This is a genomic window from Marinobacter nitratireducens, from assembly GCF_000708045.1.
Classification (GTDB): Bacteria; Pseudomonadota; Gammaproteobacteria; order Pseudomonadales; family Oleiphilaceae; genus Marinobacter; species Marinobacter nitratireducens.
Genome location: NZ_ANIE01000007.1, coordinates 394,077 through 408,502, shown reverse-complemented (window position 1 = coordinate 408,502; position 14,426 = coordinate 394,077). Strand labels below are relative to the sequence as shown.

The 14,426-nt window shown below is 58.0% G+C and carries 13 protein-coding genes; 5 read left to right on the top strand and 8 right to left on the bottom strand.

Annotated features, from left to right (window positions below; translation table 11 throughout):
• Positions 1–57: 57 nt before the first annotated feature.
• Complete coding sequence (locus tag D777_RS13065) at positions 58–639, bottom strand: chorismate--pyruvate lyase family protein (RefSeq protein WP_081849552.1); 582 nt, start codon at positions 637–639, stop codon at positions 58–60.
• On the bottom strand, positions 620–1,177 hold the full coding sequence (locus D777_RS13060) for a hypoxanthine-guanine phosphoribosyltransferase (protein WP_036132852.1): 558 nt from the start codon (positions 1,175–1,177) through the stop codon (positions 620–622). The genes D777_RS13065 and D777_RS13060 overlap by 20 nt, the downstream gene beginning before the upstream one ends.
• Before the next feature lie 302 nt (positions 1,178–1,479).
• On the opposite strand from D777_RS13060, the gene D777_RS13055 reads away from it, so the two are divergent.
• The 3 genes from D777_RS13055 to D777_RS13045 all read left to right on the top strand — a co-directional run bounded on the left by D777_RS13055 (position 1,480) and on the right by D777_RS13045 (position 3,816).
• Positions 1,480–1,647, top strand: coding sequence for a rubredoxin (locus D777_RS13055; protein WP_008173532.1), 168 nt, complete (start codon positions 1,480–1,482; stop codon positions 1,645–1,647).
• Positions 1,648–1,672: 25 nt separating this feature from the next.
• On the top strand, positions 1,673–2,827 hold the full coding sequence (locus D777_RS13050; RefSeq protein ID WP_036132834.1) for an NAD(P)/FAD-dependent oxidoreductase: 1,155 nt from the start codon (positions 1,673–1,675) through the stop codon (positions 2,825–2,827).
• A 134-nt stretch (positions 2,828–2,961) separates the two neighbouring features.
• Positions 2,962–3,816, top strand: coding sequence for an acyl-CoA thioesterase (locus D777_RS13045; RefSeq protein WP_036132832.1), 855 nt, complete (start codon positions 2,962–2,964; stop codon positions 3,814–3,816).
• A gap of 3 nt (positions 3,817–3,819) precedes the next feature.
• Here the strand turns inward: D777_RS13045 and D777_RS13040 are convergent, their stop codons facing one another.
• The 3 genes from D777_RS13040 to D777_RS13030 all read right to left on the bottom strand — a co-directional run bounded on the left by D777_RS13040 (position 3,820) and on the right by D777_RS13030 (position 8,093).
• Positions 3,820–6,372: an EAL domain-containing protein gene (locus D777_RS13040; protein WP_227501762.1), complete on the bottom strand. Its 2,553-nt coding sequence runs from the start codon at positions 6,370–6,372 to the stop codon at positions 3,820–3,822.
• 108 nt (positions 6,373–6,480) lie between these two features.
• Positions 6,481–6,927 carry a flavodoxin gene (locus D777_RS13035; protein WP_036132828.1) on the bottom strand — a complete coding sequence of 149 codons (447 nt, stop codon included), beginning with the start codon at positions 6,925–6,927 and terminating at the stop codon, positions 6,481–6,483.
• A gap of 65 nt (positions 6,928–6,992) precedes the next feature.
• Positions 6,993–8,093 (bottom strand): GGDEF domain-containing protein, encoded by a 1,101-nt coding sequence (locus D777_RS13030; protein WP_036132826.1) that lies wholly within the window; start codon positions 8,091–8,093, stop codon positions 6,993–6,995.
• A 197-nt stretch (positions 8,094–8,290) separates the two neighbouring features.
• Here D777_RS13030 and D777_RS13025 point away from each other — a divergent pair, with 197 nt between their 5' ends.
• Positions 8,291–9,850, top strand: coding sequence for an inorganic phosphate transporter (locus tag D777_RS13025; protein ID WP_036132824.1), 1,560 nt, complete (start codon positions 8,291–8,293; stop codon positions 9,848–9,850).
• Between the two features lie 100 nt (positions 9,851–9,950).
• Positions 9,951–10,217: a hypothetical protein gene (locus tag D777_RS13020; protein ID WP_036132823.1), complete on the top strand. Its 267-nt coding sequence runs from the start codon at positions 9,951–9,953 to the stop codon at positions 10,215–10,217.
• 93 nt (positions 10,218–10,310) lie between these two features.
• Here D777_RS13020 and panP read toward each other — a convergent pair whose 3' ends face one another.
• The 3 genes from panP to D777_RS13005 all read right to left on the bottom strand — a co-directional run bounded on the left by panP (position 10,311) and on the right by D777_RS13005 (position 14,424).
• Positions 10,311–11,987, bottom strand: coding sequence for a pyridoxal-dependent aspartate 1-decarboxylase PanP (gene panP, locus D777_RS13015; protein ID WP_036132821.1), 1,677 nt, complete (start codon positions 11,985–11,987; stop codon positions 10,311–10,313).
• Positions 11,988–12,179: 192 nt separating this feature from the next.
• Positions 12,180–12,524, bottom strand: a complete 345-nt coding sequence (locus tag D777_RS13010; RefSeq protein ID WP_036132819.1) for a DUF503 domain-containing protein — start codon at positions 12,522–12,524, stop codon at positions 12,180–12,182.
• Between the two features lie 199 nt (positions 12,525–12,723).
• Positions 12,724–14,424 carry an isovaleryl-CoA dehydrogenase gene (locus tag D777_RS13005; protein WP_036132817.1) on the bottom strand — a complete coding sequence of 567 codons (1,701 nt, stop codon included), beginning with the start codon at positions 14,422–14,424 and terminating at the stop codon, positions 12,724–12,726.
• Positions 14,425–14,426: the final 2 nt, after the last annotated feature.

Here is a 14,426-nt window from a genome sequence, read left to right as displayed (position 1 = left end):
GGTGAGCGGGGTAACGGGATTATAGCGAGCGATGGTCGGCGGGTTAAAGGCTGGATGTCAACGATAGAGCCGTGGTAGCAGGTACTCGCCCACCAGAAGGGACCTGGACTGATTTCGGAACACGGAGCGTCGGGCTATCTCGGGTTGGCCCGGAAACTCAGGGAGGCACAGGCCGGTTTCAATGGGACCGCGTTGCCAGAGCGGGTTGCTGAACAGGTACGCGCCCAGTGGACGGTTGCCCAGGTGTCGAAGCCGGCGACCTTCACCGTCAAGACAGGCCAGGGGGATAATGGTGCGGGCGAGCACCCAGGGAGCGCCATCGCCGCACAGGCGAACCTCGCGAATCCAGGCGTGTTGGCGTCCGGGAATGCCCAAATGTCTGGCTTCTTCAAGTGAGGGCCGGGAAAAGCCCTCGTAATGAATCTCGACGTGAAACGAGTGCCGGCACTGTTGCTGCAAAGCCCTGGTGAATGAGCCTTCCACCTGAAGCCAGTAACGGGCAGGGCCGTGGACGTCGGCGTTCCTGAGACCGGCAGCGGCAAGAGAATCATACCACTCGGTGCGGGGTACGCTCAGGGTGCGGGGATTGGCTGACAGCTCGGGCGTACAGAAGTCGATGTCACAGTCCTTTGACGGCATATATACCGGGCGCGTTTCGCCAGTAGCCCTTGTAGTCCATGCCGAAACCGAACAGGAATCGGTCCTCAACCTCGAGGCCGGTAAAATCCGCCTTGAGGTCCGGCTTTGCCTTGCGATCGTGTTTCTTGTCGACCAGTACGGCGGTCAGGACCTCGCTGGCTCCGTGGGCTTTGCAGTAGTCGGCAATCGCGCAGAGAGTTGTGCCTTCGTCGAGAATGTCGTCAACGATCAGAACGGTGCGCCCGGCCATATCGGCTTCCGGCTGGAGTTTCCATTCCAGGATGCCACCGGTGGTTTCCTGGCGATAGCGGGTGGCGTGCAGATATTCTGCCTGCACCGGAAAGTTCAGTTGTGTCAGCAGTTGCCCGGTGAGTATCAGGCCCCCGTTCATGACGCAGAATAGCAGGGGGTTGCTGTCCCGGAGCCGGTCAGTGATGGCGTCTGCCAGCTCGCCAATGGCGGCCTGTACCTGTTGTTCGTTAACCAGGCAGTCGGCTTCGTCCATTACCTTGTTCATTTCGGCGACGGTATCGGTCATAACGGTCGGATCCTGTCGTAAAACCGGCGATTATACCGGAGTGGCTCGTCGGAAGGGAGGGGCGAGCGCCGGTGATCAGGTCTGTATTTGTGGCTATTGGCAGAAAACAAGCGCAAGCAGCGTCGTCAGTGGCATTGGTGAATAGGGACGTGGTGGGTATCATTACCTCCGGCCTTGTCATCTTGACGCCAGCGACAGGGCAGCTCGAGAAAGCACTTGCGTGCATGATTGTCTGACAATTATTATGGCGTGCTGTTGCCCGTCAAAAGCTGCGGGAAAAGAAGGTAATTGGGAGAAATACAATGAAAAAGTGGCAGTGTGTTGTGTGTGGCCTGATTTACGATGAGGCCGAAGGCTGGCCGGAGGACGGAATTGAGCCGGGCACCAAGTGGGAAGACGTTCCTGAAGACTGGGTTTGCCCGGATTGTGGTGTTGGAAAAGAAGACTTTGAAATGATCGAGATTGGCTGATCGCTGATCCCTACGGAGCAAGGTTATGACTGAGCAGGCCCCCATCGTCATTGTCGGCACAGGTTTGTCCGGCTACTCGCTGGCGCGGGAAATCCGAAAGCAGGACAAAGACACGCCGATTATCATGGTGACGGCTGATGATGGTGTCAGCTACTCCAAGCCCATGCTGTCCACCGGTTTCACAAAAGGTAAGGATGCGGACGGGCTGGCCCAGGCTTCTACCGAAGCCATGGCTGAGCAGCTGAATATCGAACTGAGAACCTTCGCGACAGTCACCGCCATCGATGCAGAGGCCCATGAGCTGGTCGTGGGTGACGAGCGCATTGCCTACAGCAAGCTTGTTCTGGCCTGGGGAGCGGACGTCATTCGCCTGGACATCCCGGGCAATGGCCAGGATCGCGTATTCTCGATCAACGATCTGATGGATTACCGGGCGTTCCGGCAGGCACTGGAAGGTGGGAAGCGTGTTGCCATTATGGGCGCAGGCCTGATCGGTTGTGAATTCGCCAACGATCTGCGAAATGGCGATTACGACGTAGACATCATCGCTCCGTCCGATGTTGTCATGCCGGGCCTGTTGCCGCCGGTCGCGGCCAATGCCGTTCAGCGGGAGCTGGAAAACCTCGGTGTCCGGTTTCATCTTGAAACGGTGGTGGAGAAGATTGATCGCGAGGGCAACGGGGTGCGCCTCAGTCTTGCCAATGGCGAGCAGATTGACGCCGACCTTGTGATCTCGGCTGTCGGGCTGCGGCCGCGGGTTGAGCTGGCCAAGGCTGCCGGGCTGACCGTTGAGCGTGGTATCGTGGTGAACCGGGCGCTGGAGACGTCGGCCAGTGATATCTACGCACTTGGTGACTGTGCGGAAGTGGACGGCCACGTGCTGCTCTATGTTTTGCCTTTGATGGCTTGCGCCCGCGCCCTGGCGAAAACCCTGGCTGGAGACCGTACCGAAGTGAGTTACGGCACCATGCCGGTGATGATCAAAACCCCTTGCTGCCCGACTGCGGTATGCCCTCCACCGACCGGCGCCGAGGGTGAATGGCAGGTCGAACAGGACGGTTCTGACGTCAAGGCAATTTTCCGGGGGCCGGATGGGTTCTCGCTGGGGTTTGCGCTGACTGGCCGTTTCGCGGTTGAAAAGCAGGCGCTTTCAAAAGAAGTTCCCCCGATTCACGGCTGATACGCCGTTTCGCCAATCGGTCCGGCGGCTGTCCGGACCGGAACTTCTGCTGTACTGGCCTGTTTTTCGTTGCGAAAATAGTCTGCTTGGGGTAGAAAACTCCTTCGTGTGCTAACGAATCGACAGGAGCAGGCATGCTTGAAGTGACAAAGAAGTTGGTGGAGTTGCTGGATCTTTCTCCCATCGGCGACGACCATTTTCAGGGCGATAGCGAAGATCTTGGTTTTCCCAATGTGTTTGGCGGGCAGGTGCTTGGGCAGGCTTTGATGGCGGCCAGTCGCACTGTCGAAGATCGCCTGTGCCACTCCCTCCATGCCTACTTCTTGCGCCCTGGCAACCACAGCATGCCGATTGACTATGAAGTTCAGCGGGTTCGCGATGGCGGCAGTTTTTCCGTGCGGCGGGTGATTGCACGCCAGGGTGGCAAGGAAATTCTGACAGGTTCCATGTCGTTCCAGAACGCCGAGGAGGGGTTTGAGCACCAGTTGGACATGCCTCAGGCACCGGATCCCGAAACCATCAAGTCAGAACACGAGTGGGGCAAGATCATTGCCCCTCACGTTCCGGAGAAAATGCGGGATTCTCTGACCCGGGACCGTCCCATCGAGATCCGCCCGGTGGACCCGGTGAACCCTTTTCAGCCCGAGAAACGGCCGCCTTACAAGCAAAGCTGGTTCAAGGCTCAGGGACAGCTGCCGGACGATCCGGTACTCCATCGCTGCCTGCTGACCTACGCCTCCGACTTCCAGTTTCTCGGAACGTCCCTGAATCCCCATGGCGTGACGTTCATGAGTAAAAACATGCAAGTGGCCAGTCTGGATCATGCCATCTGGTTCCACCGGGATTTTCGAATGGATGAGTGGCTGCTGTATGATAAAGACAGCCCCAGCGCTTCCGCCGGGCGGGGTTTCAATCGCGGCAATTTCTTTAATCAGGAAGGCGTTCTCGTGGCCTCGACCACACAGGAGGCGCTGATTCGCCAGCGCTGATGGTCAGCCTAGCCCCTGTTGCCGGCCGTCGGCGCCATGCAGCCAGGCCAATGCTTTATCGAAAGGTAGCGGGGGTGTCAGCAGATATCCCTGAATCATATTGCACCCCATGTCCCTGAGGATGTCTGCTGTTGCTTCATCCTCCACACCTTCCGCAACGACCTGATAACCCAGGCTGTGGCACATGTTGATGGTCGTCTGCACGATAACCCTGTCCTCAGACTCCGTGGCCAGATCGGTGACCAGGGAGCGGTCGATTTTGACTTCGCTTGCCGGCAGTTGCTTGATGTAGGACAGCGAGGAATATCCGGACCCGAAATCATCAATGGACACTGGTATGCCGGCGGCATTGAGTGATTTCAGAGCCATCAGGGAATTGGCCGGGTCCTGCATCATGGAGGTTTCCGTCACTTCAAAGGTGATGGTGCCCTGGTGGTTGTGAAAACTGCTCATCAGTCTTTGCACAAACATGGGAAAGTCGGGCTCTCGAAGGTTGTTCGGTGAGATGTTCACCGAGATTCCCAGATCCCATCCCTGTTCCTTTAAGCGGGCCCTGAGATTCAGTGCCTGCTCCAGAACCCAGCGCGTCAGTGGCTTGATCAACCCCGTTTGTTCCGCGAGTTCAATGATTTCATCCGGACGTATCGTCCCCATCTTCTCCGGCCACCGAATCAGGGCCTCCATACCGACGACAGTATTGGTCGACAGCGACAGTTTGGGCTGCAGGTAAAGAGCCAGTTGGTTGTCCGTAAGGGCCCGGCGGAGTTCAGAGGCAATGGTCAGGCGGTCAGCGCTAAACGAATCCCGGGACGGCTTGTAGTAAGCCATGCCTCGCTCTGTTGCCCGGTCGGAGCCCTCCGCAATAATGGCCCTGCGAATGAGTGTGTTGGCATCCTTGCCGTGCTCGGGGAAGACGGCCACGCCGATGCGGACATCCATGGGAATCTGCATGCCCAGGTAGTCGACCGGAAAACGCAGTACTTCCAGGGTGGAGATGACGGCCCGCGGTGCAGCTTCGGCGGTATTCGCATTGACGACACAGGCAAACGTCTGTGGGTCCAGGGCCGCGACAAAATAGATATGCTGGTCGTTTTGCTCAACCGGCAGGGCGCCCGGGAGATCACGGATGGCCGCATTATAGTGTTTGGAGGCCAGTTCCAGTATCCGGTCGCTGTTGCGATGACCCAGGGTTTTGGTGACCGAATCGAGATTGTTGAGGCGGATGATGGCAACGCCATACCGGCAATCCGGACTTCGCATCATCAGATCATTCAACACCATTTCGAAACTGCTGCGGTTGGGGAGTCCTGTCAGCGGGTTGTGCAGGGCGTTATCCATCAGCTTGAGCTCAGCCGATCGTCGAGCCGCCATGGCACTGAGCTCAGCTTCCCGAGCGACGACTTTATCCTGGCGCTCCTGGTAGAGGCGCATGGCCAGAGCCAGCGTCAGCAGGATTGCCTCAAGCGCCGAGCCAATCTGCATGCCGTAGGTGGTGAAGAAGTTATTGGGAAAGAACCCGTACTTGTTGGCCGCTGTGACCGCGCTGCCGATGGTCAGCGCTCCCCAGGCAATGGTGTAGTAAACCGCCTGGGGATTGCCCTTGTACCATTGGTAGGGGCCAAGGATTGTGAGCAGGAGACAGCTTGGGATGGCGAACGCCACGGTCAGACGGCTGCCGATGCTGTAATCGGTGAAAAACGTATAGGCGGCAATGATCAGGTTCAGGAGTAATGCAAATCCGATCAGTCGGTTCCAGGCCGGGGCTGTTTGCCTGAGTTTGAGGAATAATCTCGAGAACAGCAGCGTGAAGGTCACTGCGAGGGGGACCGCCAGCAGCATCGCATGGTTCTGGAGCCCGGGGTAGTTGGGCCATAGCATCTGATAGGCGGTGCCATTCAGATTGCCAATCAGCAGAAGGTAGCCGAGTGTCGACAGTGCGTAGACCAGGTAGACCGCCTCTTTCAGGGCGGTGAATATGAAGAGGTTGAAGAATATGACCGTGATCAGGATGCCGTAGTAAACGGAGTGCAGCTGGGATTGGACCGAGGAGGCTTCATAAAACTCGGTGGTGTTCCACAGTTTTACCGGGATCTGCATGGCCCCAAGCGTGTTGACCTTGAGAAGAATCTGATAATTCCGGCCAGACGTTTTCTCAATGGGAAACAGGAAATGACGATCCTGAATGGGTCTCTGAGCGAAAGGTAGGTGATCACCTGTCTCGTAATGCTGGACCTGCTTGCCGTTTTCAAAAAGGAAAAATTGCAGATGGTCGAGTTGGGAGTACTGGACCTCAAGCAGGTCAATGGCAGGATCGCTTTTGACCGGCATCCGAATCCATATCGTATCCCGGATGTAGCCAAAATTGGGGTTGTTGCCCTCGTAGTTCTTCCAATCGTCGCGTTCAAACGCCTGCGCCGCCGACAGTTGCTGCCCAGGCGACAGGCGTAGGTATTCGATATCGGGAACGTACGACGCTGCGGCCCCAATGCCAGGGGCTATAAACAGAGACAGCAGGACCATTGCCGCCAATAATCGCAACCAGGTTTGTCTTGTCACGGTGCTACCGTATTGTTGTCGTTATAGCCTGAGTATGGACTGTCGCTATCGGCGGCTCAAGCCCCTGAGAGGCGAGCGTGTCGTGGTCTGGTTAAAACGCCAACCTTGTTAGAGCTGTTCTGCCCAGGCCCTCGCCCAGGGTAGGGCTTCGTTCTCCGGTTCCATGGTTTCCAGCGCATCGATACGAAGGGTGTCTCCGACTTTGCGAGCGGCCGTTTCATAAAGCGCCTCCTCCATCAGCTCTCCGGCGCCGCAGAACGTATCGCCATATGAGCTGTCGCCGAGCACGATGATGCCGAATGGCCGGCCAGGCTGTTGCGGCAGCGTATCGCGAAGCTCCGCATAGAAAGGTAACAGGTTGGCTGGAACCTCACCCTGTCCGGTTGTCGAGGTGCAAACCAACAGTGCGTCAGTGTTGCCGGTCATGTCGCTCACGCTCGGGTTTTCGAGCACGGTGACCTGATGCCCGACGGCTTCGAGGTCTTTCTTGATCTCTCTGGCAGTAAGCAGCGCGCCGCCATAGACACTTCCCACCAGAATGCGGATGGCAGTCATAGTTGGTCCTGTAGTGAGTTGGTCAGGATAGAAGCGGCTGATCATACTGTCCGTGGTGAGTGTGCTCAAGTTGCAGACCAGGCACCCTTCTGCTCGCGGCTGCGGACACGGGGTGCTATCTGGTTTCTTCCCGCTTCCTTCGCGCTGTACAGGTTTATGTCGGCCTGTTTTAGCAAATCATCGAGGGTATTGGCGTTAGCAATGGAGCACACGCCGGCGCTGATGGTGACCGGGATGTGCGATTTGCCAGATTCGAAACGGGTGTCCGCTACCTCGGCACGTAGGCGTTCCGCCAGGGTCAGCGCCTGCAGTAGCGAGGTGTCCGGGAGTAGTACCAGAAACTCCTCGCCTCCCCAACGGGCGGCAATATCCGTCTGGCGTATCACGTTTTTTATCAGATCAGAAAACCTGCGTAGCACATCATCGCCAGCGTCATGGCCAAACCGGTCATTGATGGTCTTGAAAAGGTCCAGGTCAATCAGGGCGATGGAAAAGTGATGGCCGGACCGCTGATACCTGGAAAACTCACCGGCTAGCCGGTTGAGCATGTCGCGCCGGTTCGACAGGCCGGTCAGCTCGTCAGTCCGGGCCGCGTATTCGTGATTTTGGGCCAGTTCAATGAGGCGGCCTCGTGCCCGTAGGCGCCCAGCCTCCAGCACAAAACAGAAAATGGACTCGAAAATCAGCGTGGCGAAGAAACGAATCTTGAAATCCATGCTGTATTCCGCGGTCACGAATGGCAGTTCTGGAAACTGGAATACGATGACCGCCAGCAGGAAGCAGAACAGCAACATGGCTGTGCCGGCCTTAAGGTTTGTCAGATAAAAAAGCAGGGGCGGAAACACATAGAACCAGAGGGGACCGGTATTACTTTCGCCCCCTGAGGCAATGAGGTAAGTGAACAGCAGCCCGACGACGACCAATAGTCCCCCTTTCTGGGCGGCCCGGTTGGTCGTAGCGGCGAAATAGAGCATGTTAAGGCCGACCAGTACCGCAAAGGACCATAAGGTGTAACTGTGGGTGCTGTGACCGGCATACCAGGCCTTGCTGCCAATACCCACCAGGAACACGATGGCCATGACGGAAAGCCAGGTTAACAATCGGGAGACCTGAGCCTCCTCGCTATCTCCAGCGGATCTGGAGCCGTTATCTGTGTGGTTGGGCATGGCGGCCTGGTCGAAGTTGTTATTTTTGACGCTTTTGGGGTCGATTATGGGTCAATCTATCGGAAGATGGGAGTGTTCTCGGTGGCAGTTGTGACCTGTTTGGAATATGACCGCTTTGTTTCATTTTGGCATCAAAAAAACTATAGTTGCCACGCAATTTCAGATTTCCACTCCGACCAAGTGAGACTAACTCTGCTATGGCCCGTTCAACCGGATTCCTTGACACTCTTCTTACCAGCCCCACCACGGAACGATACAGGGTCGGTATCAGCCTGCTATTCCTTCTCGGCGTCTGGCTGATCGTAGGTGCACTAAGCAAGGATATGCCGAATAGCATGCTGCTGATGGCAGCGGCGGTTATCGGTGGCTATATGGCGATCAACATCGGCGCCAACGACGTTGCCAACAATGTGGGGCCAGCCGTGGGCTCGGGTGCGCTCTCCCTCGGCGCGGCGGTGATCATCGCGGCTATCTTCGAGGCCAGCGGCGCTCTGATCGCCGGTGGCGACGTTGTTTCCACGATCAAAGGCGGCATCATTGACCCCACGACCCTGACCGAAGAGCGGGCGTTCGTCTGGCTGATGACCGCGGCTTTGCTGGCCGGCGCCCTGTGGTTGAACCTGGCGACCTGGATGGGAGCGCCGGTGTCCACGACTCACTCCATCGTAGGTGGCGTACTGGGTGCCGGGATCGCCGCGGGCGGCTGGGGTATTGCTGATTGGGCCGTCATGGGCAAGATTGCCGCGAGCTGGGTGATCTCACCGGTACTGGGTGGCGCACTGGCGGCGCTGTTCCTGTTTCTGATCAAGAAGAGCGTGCTCTATCGCAAAGACGTGGTTCCGGCCGCGCGCACCTTCGTGCCCTGGCTGGTGGCCATCATGGCCTGGGCCTTTGGTACCTATCTGATGATCAAGGGCGTCAAGAAGGTCATCAAGGTCGATTTTGTTGACGCTGCGCTGATCGGTTTTGCCGCTGCGGTAGTGGTCTTCCTCGCTGTGCGTGCCCTGGTGAGCCGGAAAGCGGCCACCATGGAGAACAGCCCCGCCGGTGTAAGCGGCTTGTTTACCTGGCCGTTGATCTTTGCCGCCGCGCTGCTGAGTTTTGCCCACGGTGCTAACGACGTAGCGAATGCCATCGGTCCGCTGGCAGCGATCAACGACGCGCTGTCTTCCGGTGGTGTTGTTACCTCCGCCAGCATCCCGCTGTGGGTGATGATGGTGGGGGCTCTGGGGCTTTCGGTTGGCCTGATGCTGTTCGGCCCACGGCTGATCAAAACAGTAGGTAGCGAAATCACCGAGCTGGATAAGACTCGCGCCTTCTGTGTTGCTCTTTCGGCTGCATTGACGGTTATCCTGGCTTCCCAGTTGGGCCTGCCGGTCAGCTCCACCCACATCGCCATCGGCGGTGTCTTTGGCGTTGGTTTCCTGCGTGAGTACCTCAAGTCCAACTATGCGACTCAGCTGCATAAGATCATGGAGCAGCATGATCCGGACGAGCAGGAGCGCTTGCGACCCTTCCTGGATGATTTCCGCAACGCGTCTGTGGAAGAAATGGAGCGGTTGTTGCAGCAGGCCAAGAAGAAAAAACAGGTGCCCCTGTCCAAATCCGAGCGCAAGCGTTTGAAAAAGATCTATCGGGAAGAGATGGTCAAGCGCTCCCACCTGACCAAAATTGCGGCGGCCTGGATTATTACTGTACCGGCCTCAGCGATCATGGCAGCGATCCTGTTTTTCACCCTGCGCGGGCTGCTGATCTGATACCTTGGGCTGGTTGCAACCGGCCTGTTTGACCATACTATGATGATTACAGAGGGGGTGGTTCACCCCCCCGAGCATCCAATTGTCCCGGGAGTGAAGTATGAGTACGTCCGCTGAAAGCCGTCAGGCCAAAATGATTGACGAGCTGAGAGTGTTCATCAAAAAGGTTCTGAGTGACCCCACCATCGCCGTGAAGTCCATGGAGATCGCCCGTCAGCATCGCTCAGAGCCCAATGCCAAAGAATTGATTGCCCGGGACATCAGCGCCAATACCACAATCCGCATTCCGGAAAACTGGAGCGAAGCAGACAAGATGTTCCTGGAAATTATTCACGACGTTCTTGAGGACGAGGAAGCGCTCTACTGAGCACTGTGTTTTAAGGCGGACTCATAGCGGTGAAGCGCAGCCCCGTTGCGCGGAACCGTGCGGAGCCATGGATGGCGAGAAGTCCAAATTGAATTACCCGAGGCGCACCTCAGGGTTGGCCTGCTTGAGAACCGCCTCAGCCATCTGATTCAGAATATCCATCTCATCCTGAATACCTTCTTCCCCGGATAACTCCCGCTGTTCCTCTAGAATATCCGCAAGAATATCTGGCGTGGTCAACGGATTCGCCAGCACCACCCTGAACACAATACAAGGGAAGTGGAAATAGCGAGCCGGCTCCAGGCGTGTCCGTGAAACAAAGGCTTTACCCCGTTCCCGCTGGGTTTTCTGGATGAACTTGGTGATCCGGTTCAGGCAGGTATTAAGCTTTTCCGCCTGCAGAGGGTCGGCAATCGACAGTGCCTGCTGCACATTCTCCGGGCAGTAGCGATAAGTCAGGATGTTCAATTCAGGGCTGGTTACCAGCTCAAAGTCGGGTGCTGCCGAGATCATATCCGCAAAGGTGCGAGCTTTTTCGATGCCCTGATCAATCAGGATTTCGTAGCCTTCCCGGGCCAGGATTTTCAGGCCAGAGTGAATCAGCATCGACATGCCCGGGCGGGAGCCTTCGAGGGTGGTTGTGCCCAGGTCTCTGGAGCCCTTCCGGATGATGTACTGAGCATGGTGCTCGACGGCGCTGGCAAGGCTGGGGTCCTTGAACACAACCAATCCCACGCCCATGGGCACGTAGAGCTGCTTGTGGGCGTCAAAGGTGACCGAGTCGGCTTTCTCTATCCCTCGAAGCAGGTGTTTATAGGTGCGGGAAAACAGGGTGGGTCCGCCCCAGGCTGCGTCGACGTGGAAGTGAGCGCCAAACTCCCGGGCAATGTCTGCCATAGCGTCCAAAGGGTCGACGTTACCGGTTTCCGTGGTTCCGGCCACGCCACAAATGGCCATCACCTTGATCTTCTGACGCTGCAACTCCAGGCACTTGTCCCTCAGCGCGTCGGTCAGGATCCGGTTGTCGTCGTCAGTATCCACTGGCACCAGGGCTTCCCGCCCGAGTCCAAGAACATCCGCGGCCTTGCGCAAGGAATAGTGTCCTCGCCTGGATACCAGTATGGCGGCCCCCTCGTGCCCGTAGTATTTCAACGCCCGAAACAAGCCTTCCTCATGCAGGCCCCGGAAGCTGCCTTCAGCGGGGAAGGCGCGGTTTCGGGCAACCCAGAGCGCTGTCAGGTTGGCAACGGTTCCGCCTGAGCACATGGCTCCAAGGGCGTACCTGGGATCGTGCATCCATTTCCGGTAGAAGGCGCCATCTTCCTCGTAAACCAGGCGATGGATCATGCCCAGAACCTGACGCTCCATAGGGGTGAAAGCCTTGGAGGTCTCGGTTTTGACCAGGTTCTGGTTCAGAGCAATCATGATTTTCGACAGTGGCAGCATGAAATAGGGCAGTGCCGATGTCATGTGACCAATGAATGCGGGCGAAGCGGTATGAACGGAATTGGCGACCAGCTTGTCCAGCAGGAATTGGGCCTGCTCGGAGACGAACACCGGCTTTTCCGGGATGCTGTAGTCGGAAAAGTTTTTTTCAACGTCCGCGAGGTCACGCTCCACGGCAACGATGTGCTCCTGCAGGAAGCCAGCAAGGTTGCGGGATACGTCCTGGTCGATTCGGCTCAGCGTCGATTCCGGTGCTTCGGGCACCGTGAATACGCGATACATCGCCTCGACCGAGGCCTGGGCGGTTTTTTTCTTTCCGGTCATAGGTACCACACGCTTTCAGTGGTCATCCGCGGAGCAGGTTCCGGAAGCTCTACGGACGGAGCCGGTCTGTCGATCCGGCATTGATAACTGACCGCCTGCCGCTTGCAGGCGTACTGGCATCCCTGAGGGGCCGTAGTATAAGGCGTGGTGAGACGTTACGCCAGAAGGCCTCGGATCGGGATGATGGCCGGGCTAGAGAATTTCCCGGTGTACATCCAGTATGGCAGCGTCGATCCGTTCCTCAATGGCTTTTTCGACCTGGTCCAGGCGTTGGGTGATCTGTTGGGATGAGGTGCCGAGGGCGGCGACGGTCCAAGTCGCGCAGTCCAGGGCTTCCTGGTCGGCGGTTTCCGATACGGCGAGGTCCGGTTCTTTGCCCCAGATGGCGCGCAGTGCAGTGAAGGCTTTGCGTTTGGCTTTCAGATCCTCACAGCCATAGAGCTGGAAGTGCAGGGTCAGGAGGCCCACGTGTGGGGTGATGACGGTGGGTTGGTTGGCGTTGCCTTCCTTAAGGAGTTTTCGCAGGGCTTCTGACATGGCTGGTTCCGTGCTGGAGCAGGCGGGGTTCTGTCTTCCAAAAAACGCTCCTTCGGCCCGTCCATGGGACGCTTGGGCTGCGCCATCCATGGCTCCGCACATTTTTGGAAGACAGAACCCCGCCCGCTCATCGAATTCTGAGTTGCGTTCCTCGCGTATCGACCGGCCTCAGGAGTGACAGGGTCAGGTTGCGAGAACCTCAGCCTACTACAGGCGTGGCCCGTTTGATAATGGCCGCGGCGTCAGTGCCGGTTGGAAGGTTGCCGTAGTTGATGCCACCGTTGGACTCCAGGCGTGAGGCGCAGAAGGCGTCGGCGACGGCTTTGTCGGAATGGCGCAGCAGCAGGGAGCCTTGAAGGGCCAGAGCCATGCGGTCGACGAGGTTGCGGGCCTGGTACTGGAAGTCCGAGACGTTAGTGAAATCATTCTGGAGTTTCAGCAGGAACTGATCGAAACGGGTGTCGGCGCCCTTGGCTTGGGCGGCCTCCTGGAAGAAGGCGTCCAGGGTGCTGGGTTCTTTCTGGAGAGCGCGCAAGGTGTCCAGGCACTGGACGTTACCGCTGCCTTCCCAGATGGCGTTGACCGGGGATTCCCGGAACAGGCGTGGCATGATGCAGTCTTCCATCACGCCGCTGCCGCCGATGCATTCCATGGCTTCGTAGGCGTGGTTGGGGGTGCGTTTGCAGATCCAGTATTTGCCGACCGGTGTGGCCAGTCGTGCCAGCAGGCGTTCGTGTTCCTGATCCTGGTTGTCCAGAGCCCGGGCAATGCGCATGGTATACGCCAGTGCGGCTTCGCTTTCCAGGGCGAGGTCGGCCAGGACGTTCTGCATCAGCGGCTGTTCTATCAGGCGGTTTCCGAAAGCGCTGCGATGGCGGCAGTGGTGGGTGGCCTGGGCCACGGCCTGGCGCATGCCGGCAGAGCTGCCGATCATGCAGTCGAAGCGGGTCATGGCGACCATTTCGATGATGGTCGGTACGCCGCGACCTTCTTCTCCAACCATCCAGGCCAGGGCTCCACGGAGTTCAGCTTCGCTGGAGGCGTTGGCGACGTTGCCCATTTTGTTCTTGAGGCGTTGGACCTGCCAGGGGTTTTTGGTGCCATCCGGGCGCCAGCGCGGCATTAGGAAGCAGGACAGTCCGCTGGCGGTCTGGGCGAGCACCAGGAAGGCGTCGCACATGGGGGCAGACACGAACCATTTATGACCAACCAACTCGTAGGCCTGCCCGGGGCCTTCGGCACCGACGGCGTAGGCTTTGGTGCTGTTGGCACGCACGTCGCTGCCGCCCTGTTTCTCGGTCATCGCCATGCCGATGGTGACGGAGCTCTTCTGGCTGTCGGGAAGGTTGCGGGAATCGTAGCTGTTGGCCAGGATGCGTTGTTCCCAGTCCCTGGCCAGCTCGGGTTGGTTGCGGATTGAGGGAATGGCCGCGAACGTCATGGTAATCGGACAGCAATGTGCGGCCTCTACCTGGGAGTGCATGTAATATTTTGCTGCCCTGGCAACATGGGCGCCCTGTCCCGGGTTGGTCCAGGGGCTGCTGTGCAGCCCGTTTTCCAGGGCGATGCGCATCAAGTCGTGATAGGCGGGATGGAAGTCGACCTCGTCGATCCGGTGGCCGAATCGATCGTGGGTGTTGAACACTGGTTTGTTGGCATTGGCGCGGAAACCGAGATCGATGGTTTCCGCGGCGCCGGCCAAGGCGCCGAACCGGCTCAGTTCCGGGGCAGCTGCGCCGGCACCTTCCCTGTCTGCGGCTTCTCGCAGAGCGGTGTCCTGTTCAAACAGGTTGTAGTCCTCCAGCGCCGGGGGCTGGTTGAAAACTTCGTGGGTGCTCGCCAGGTAACGAGAATCATCTGCTTGATCCGGGGTTTCGGGATAAGGCTGCCGTGCGATCATGG

What these genes read in the sequence shown, in the direction of transcription:
- D777_RS13065 (WP_081849552.1), bottom strand. Translation starts at nt 639, where the DNA reads ATGCCGTCAAAGGACTGTGACATCGACTTCTGTACGCCCGAGCTGTCA.
- D777_RS13060 (WP_036132852.1), bottom strand. Translation starts at nt 1,177, where the DNA reads ATGACCGATACCGTCGCCGAAATGAACAAGGTAATGGACGAAGCCGAC.
- D777_RS13055 (WP_008173532.1), top strand. Translation starts at nt 1,480, where the DNA reads ATGAAAAAGTGGCAGTGTGTTGTGTGTGGCCTGATTTACGATGAGGCC.
- D777_RS13050 (WP_036132834.1), top strand. Translation starts at nt 1,673, where the DNA reads ATGACTGAGCAGGCCCCCATCGTCATTGTCGGCACAGGTTTGTCCGGC.
- D777_RS13045 (WP_036132832.1), top strand. Translation starts at nt 2,962, where the DNA reads ATGCTTGAAGTGACAAAGAAGTTGGTGGAGTTGCTGGATCTTTCTCCC.
- D777_RS13035 (WP_036132828.1), bottom strand. Translation starts at nt 6,927, where the DNA reads ATGACTGCCATCCGCATTCTGGTGGGAAGTGTCTATGGCGGCGCGCTG.
- D777_RS13030 (WP_036132826.1), bottom strand. Translation starts at nt 8,093, where the DNA reads ATGCCCAACCACACAGATAACGGCTCCAGATCCGCTGGAGATAGCGAG.
- D777_RS13025 (WP_036132824.1), top strand. Translation starts at nt 8,291, where the DNA reads ATGGCCCGTTCAACCGGATTCCTTGACACTCTTCTTACCAGCCCCACC.
- D777_RS13020 (WP_036132823.1), top strand. Translation starts at nt 9,951, where the DNA reads ATGAGTACGTCCGCTGAAAGCCGTCAGGCCAAAATGATTGACGAGCTG.
- panP (WP_036132821.1), bottom strand. Translation starts at nt 11,987, where the DNA reads ATGACCGGAAAGAAAAAAACCGCCCAGGCCTCGGTCGAGGCGATGTAT.
- D777_RS13010 (WP_036132819.1), bottom strand. Translation starts at nt 12,524, where the DNA reads ATGTCAGAAGCCCTGCGAAAACTCCTTAAGGAAGGCAACGCCAACCAA.
- D777_RS13005 (WP_036132817.1), bottom strand. Translation starts at nt 14,424, where the DNA reads ATGATCGCACGGCAGCCTTATCCCGAAACCCCGGATCAAGCAGATGAT.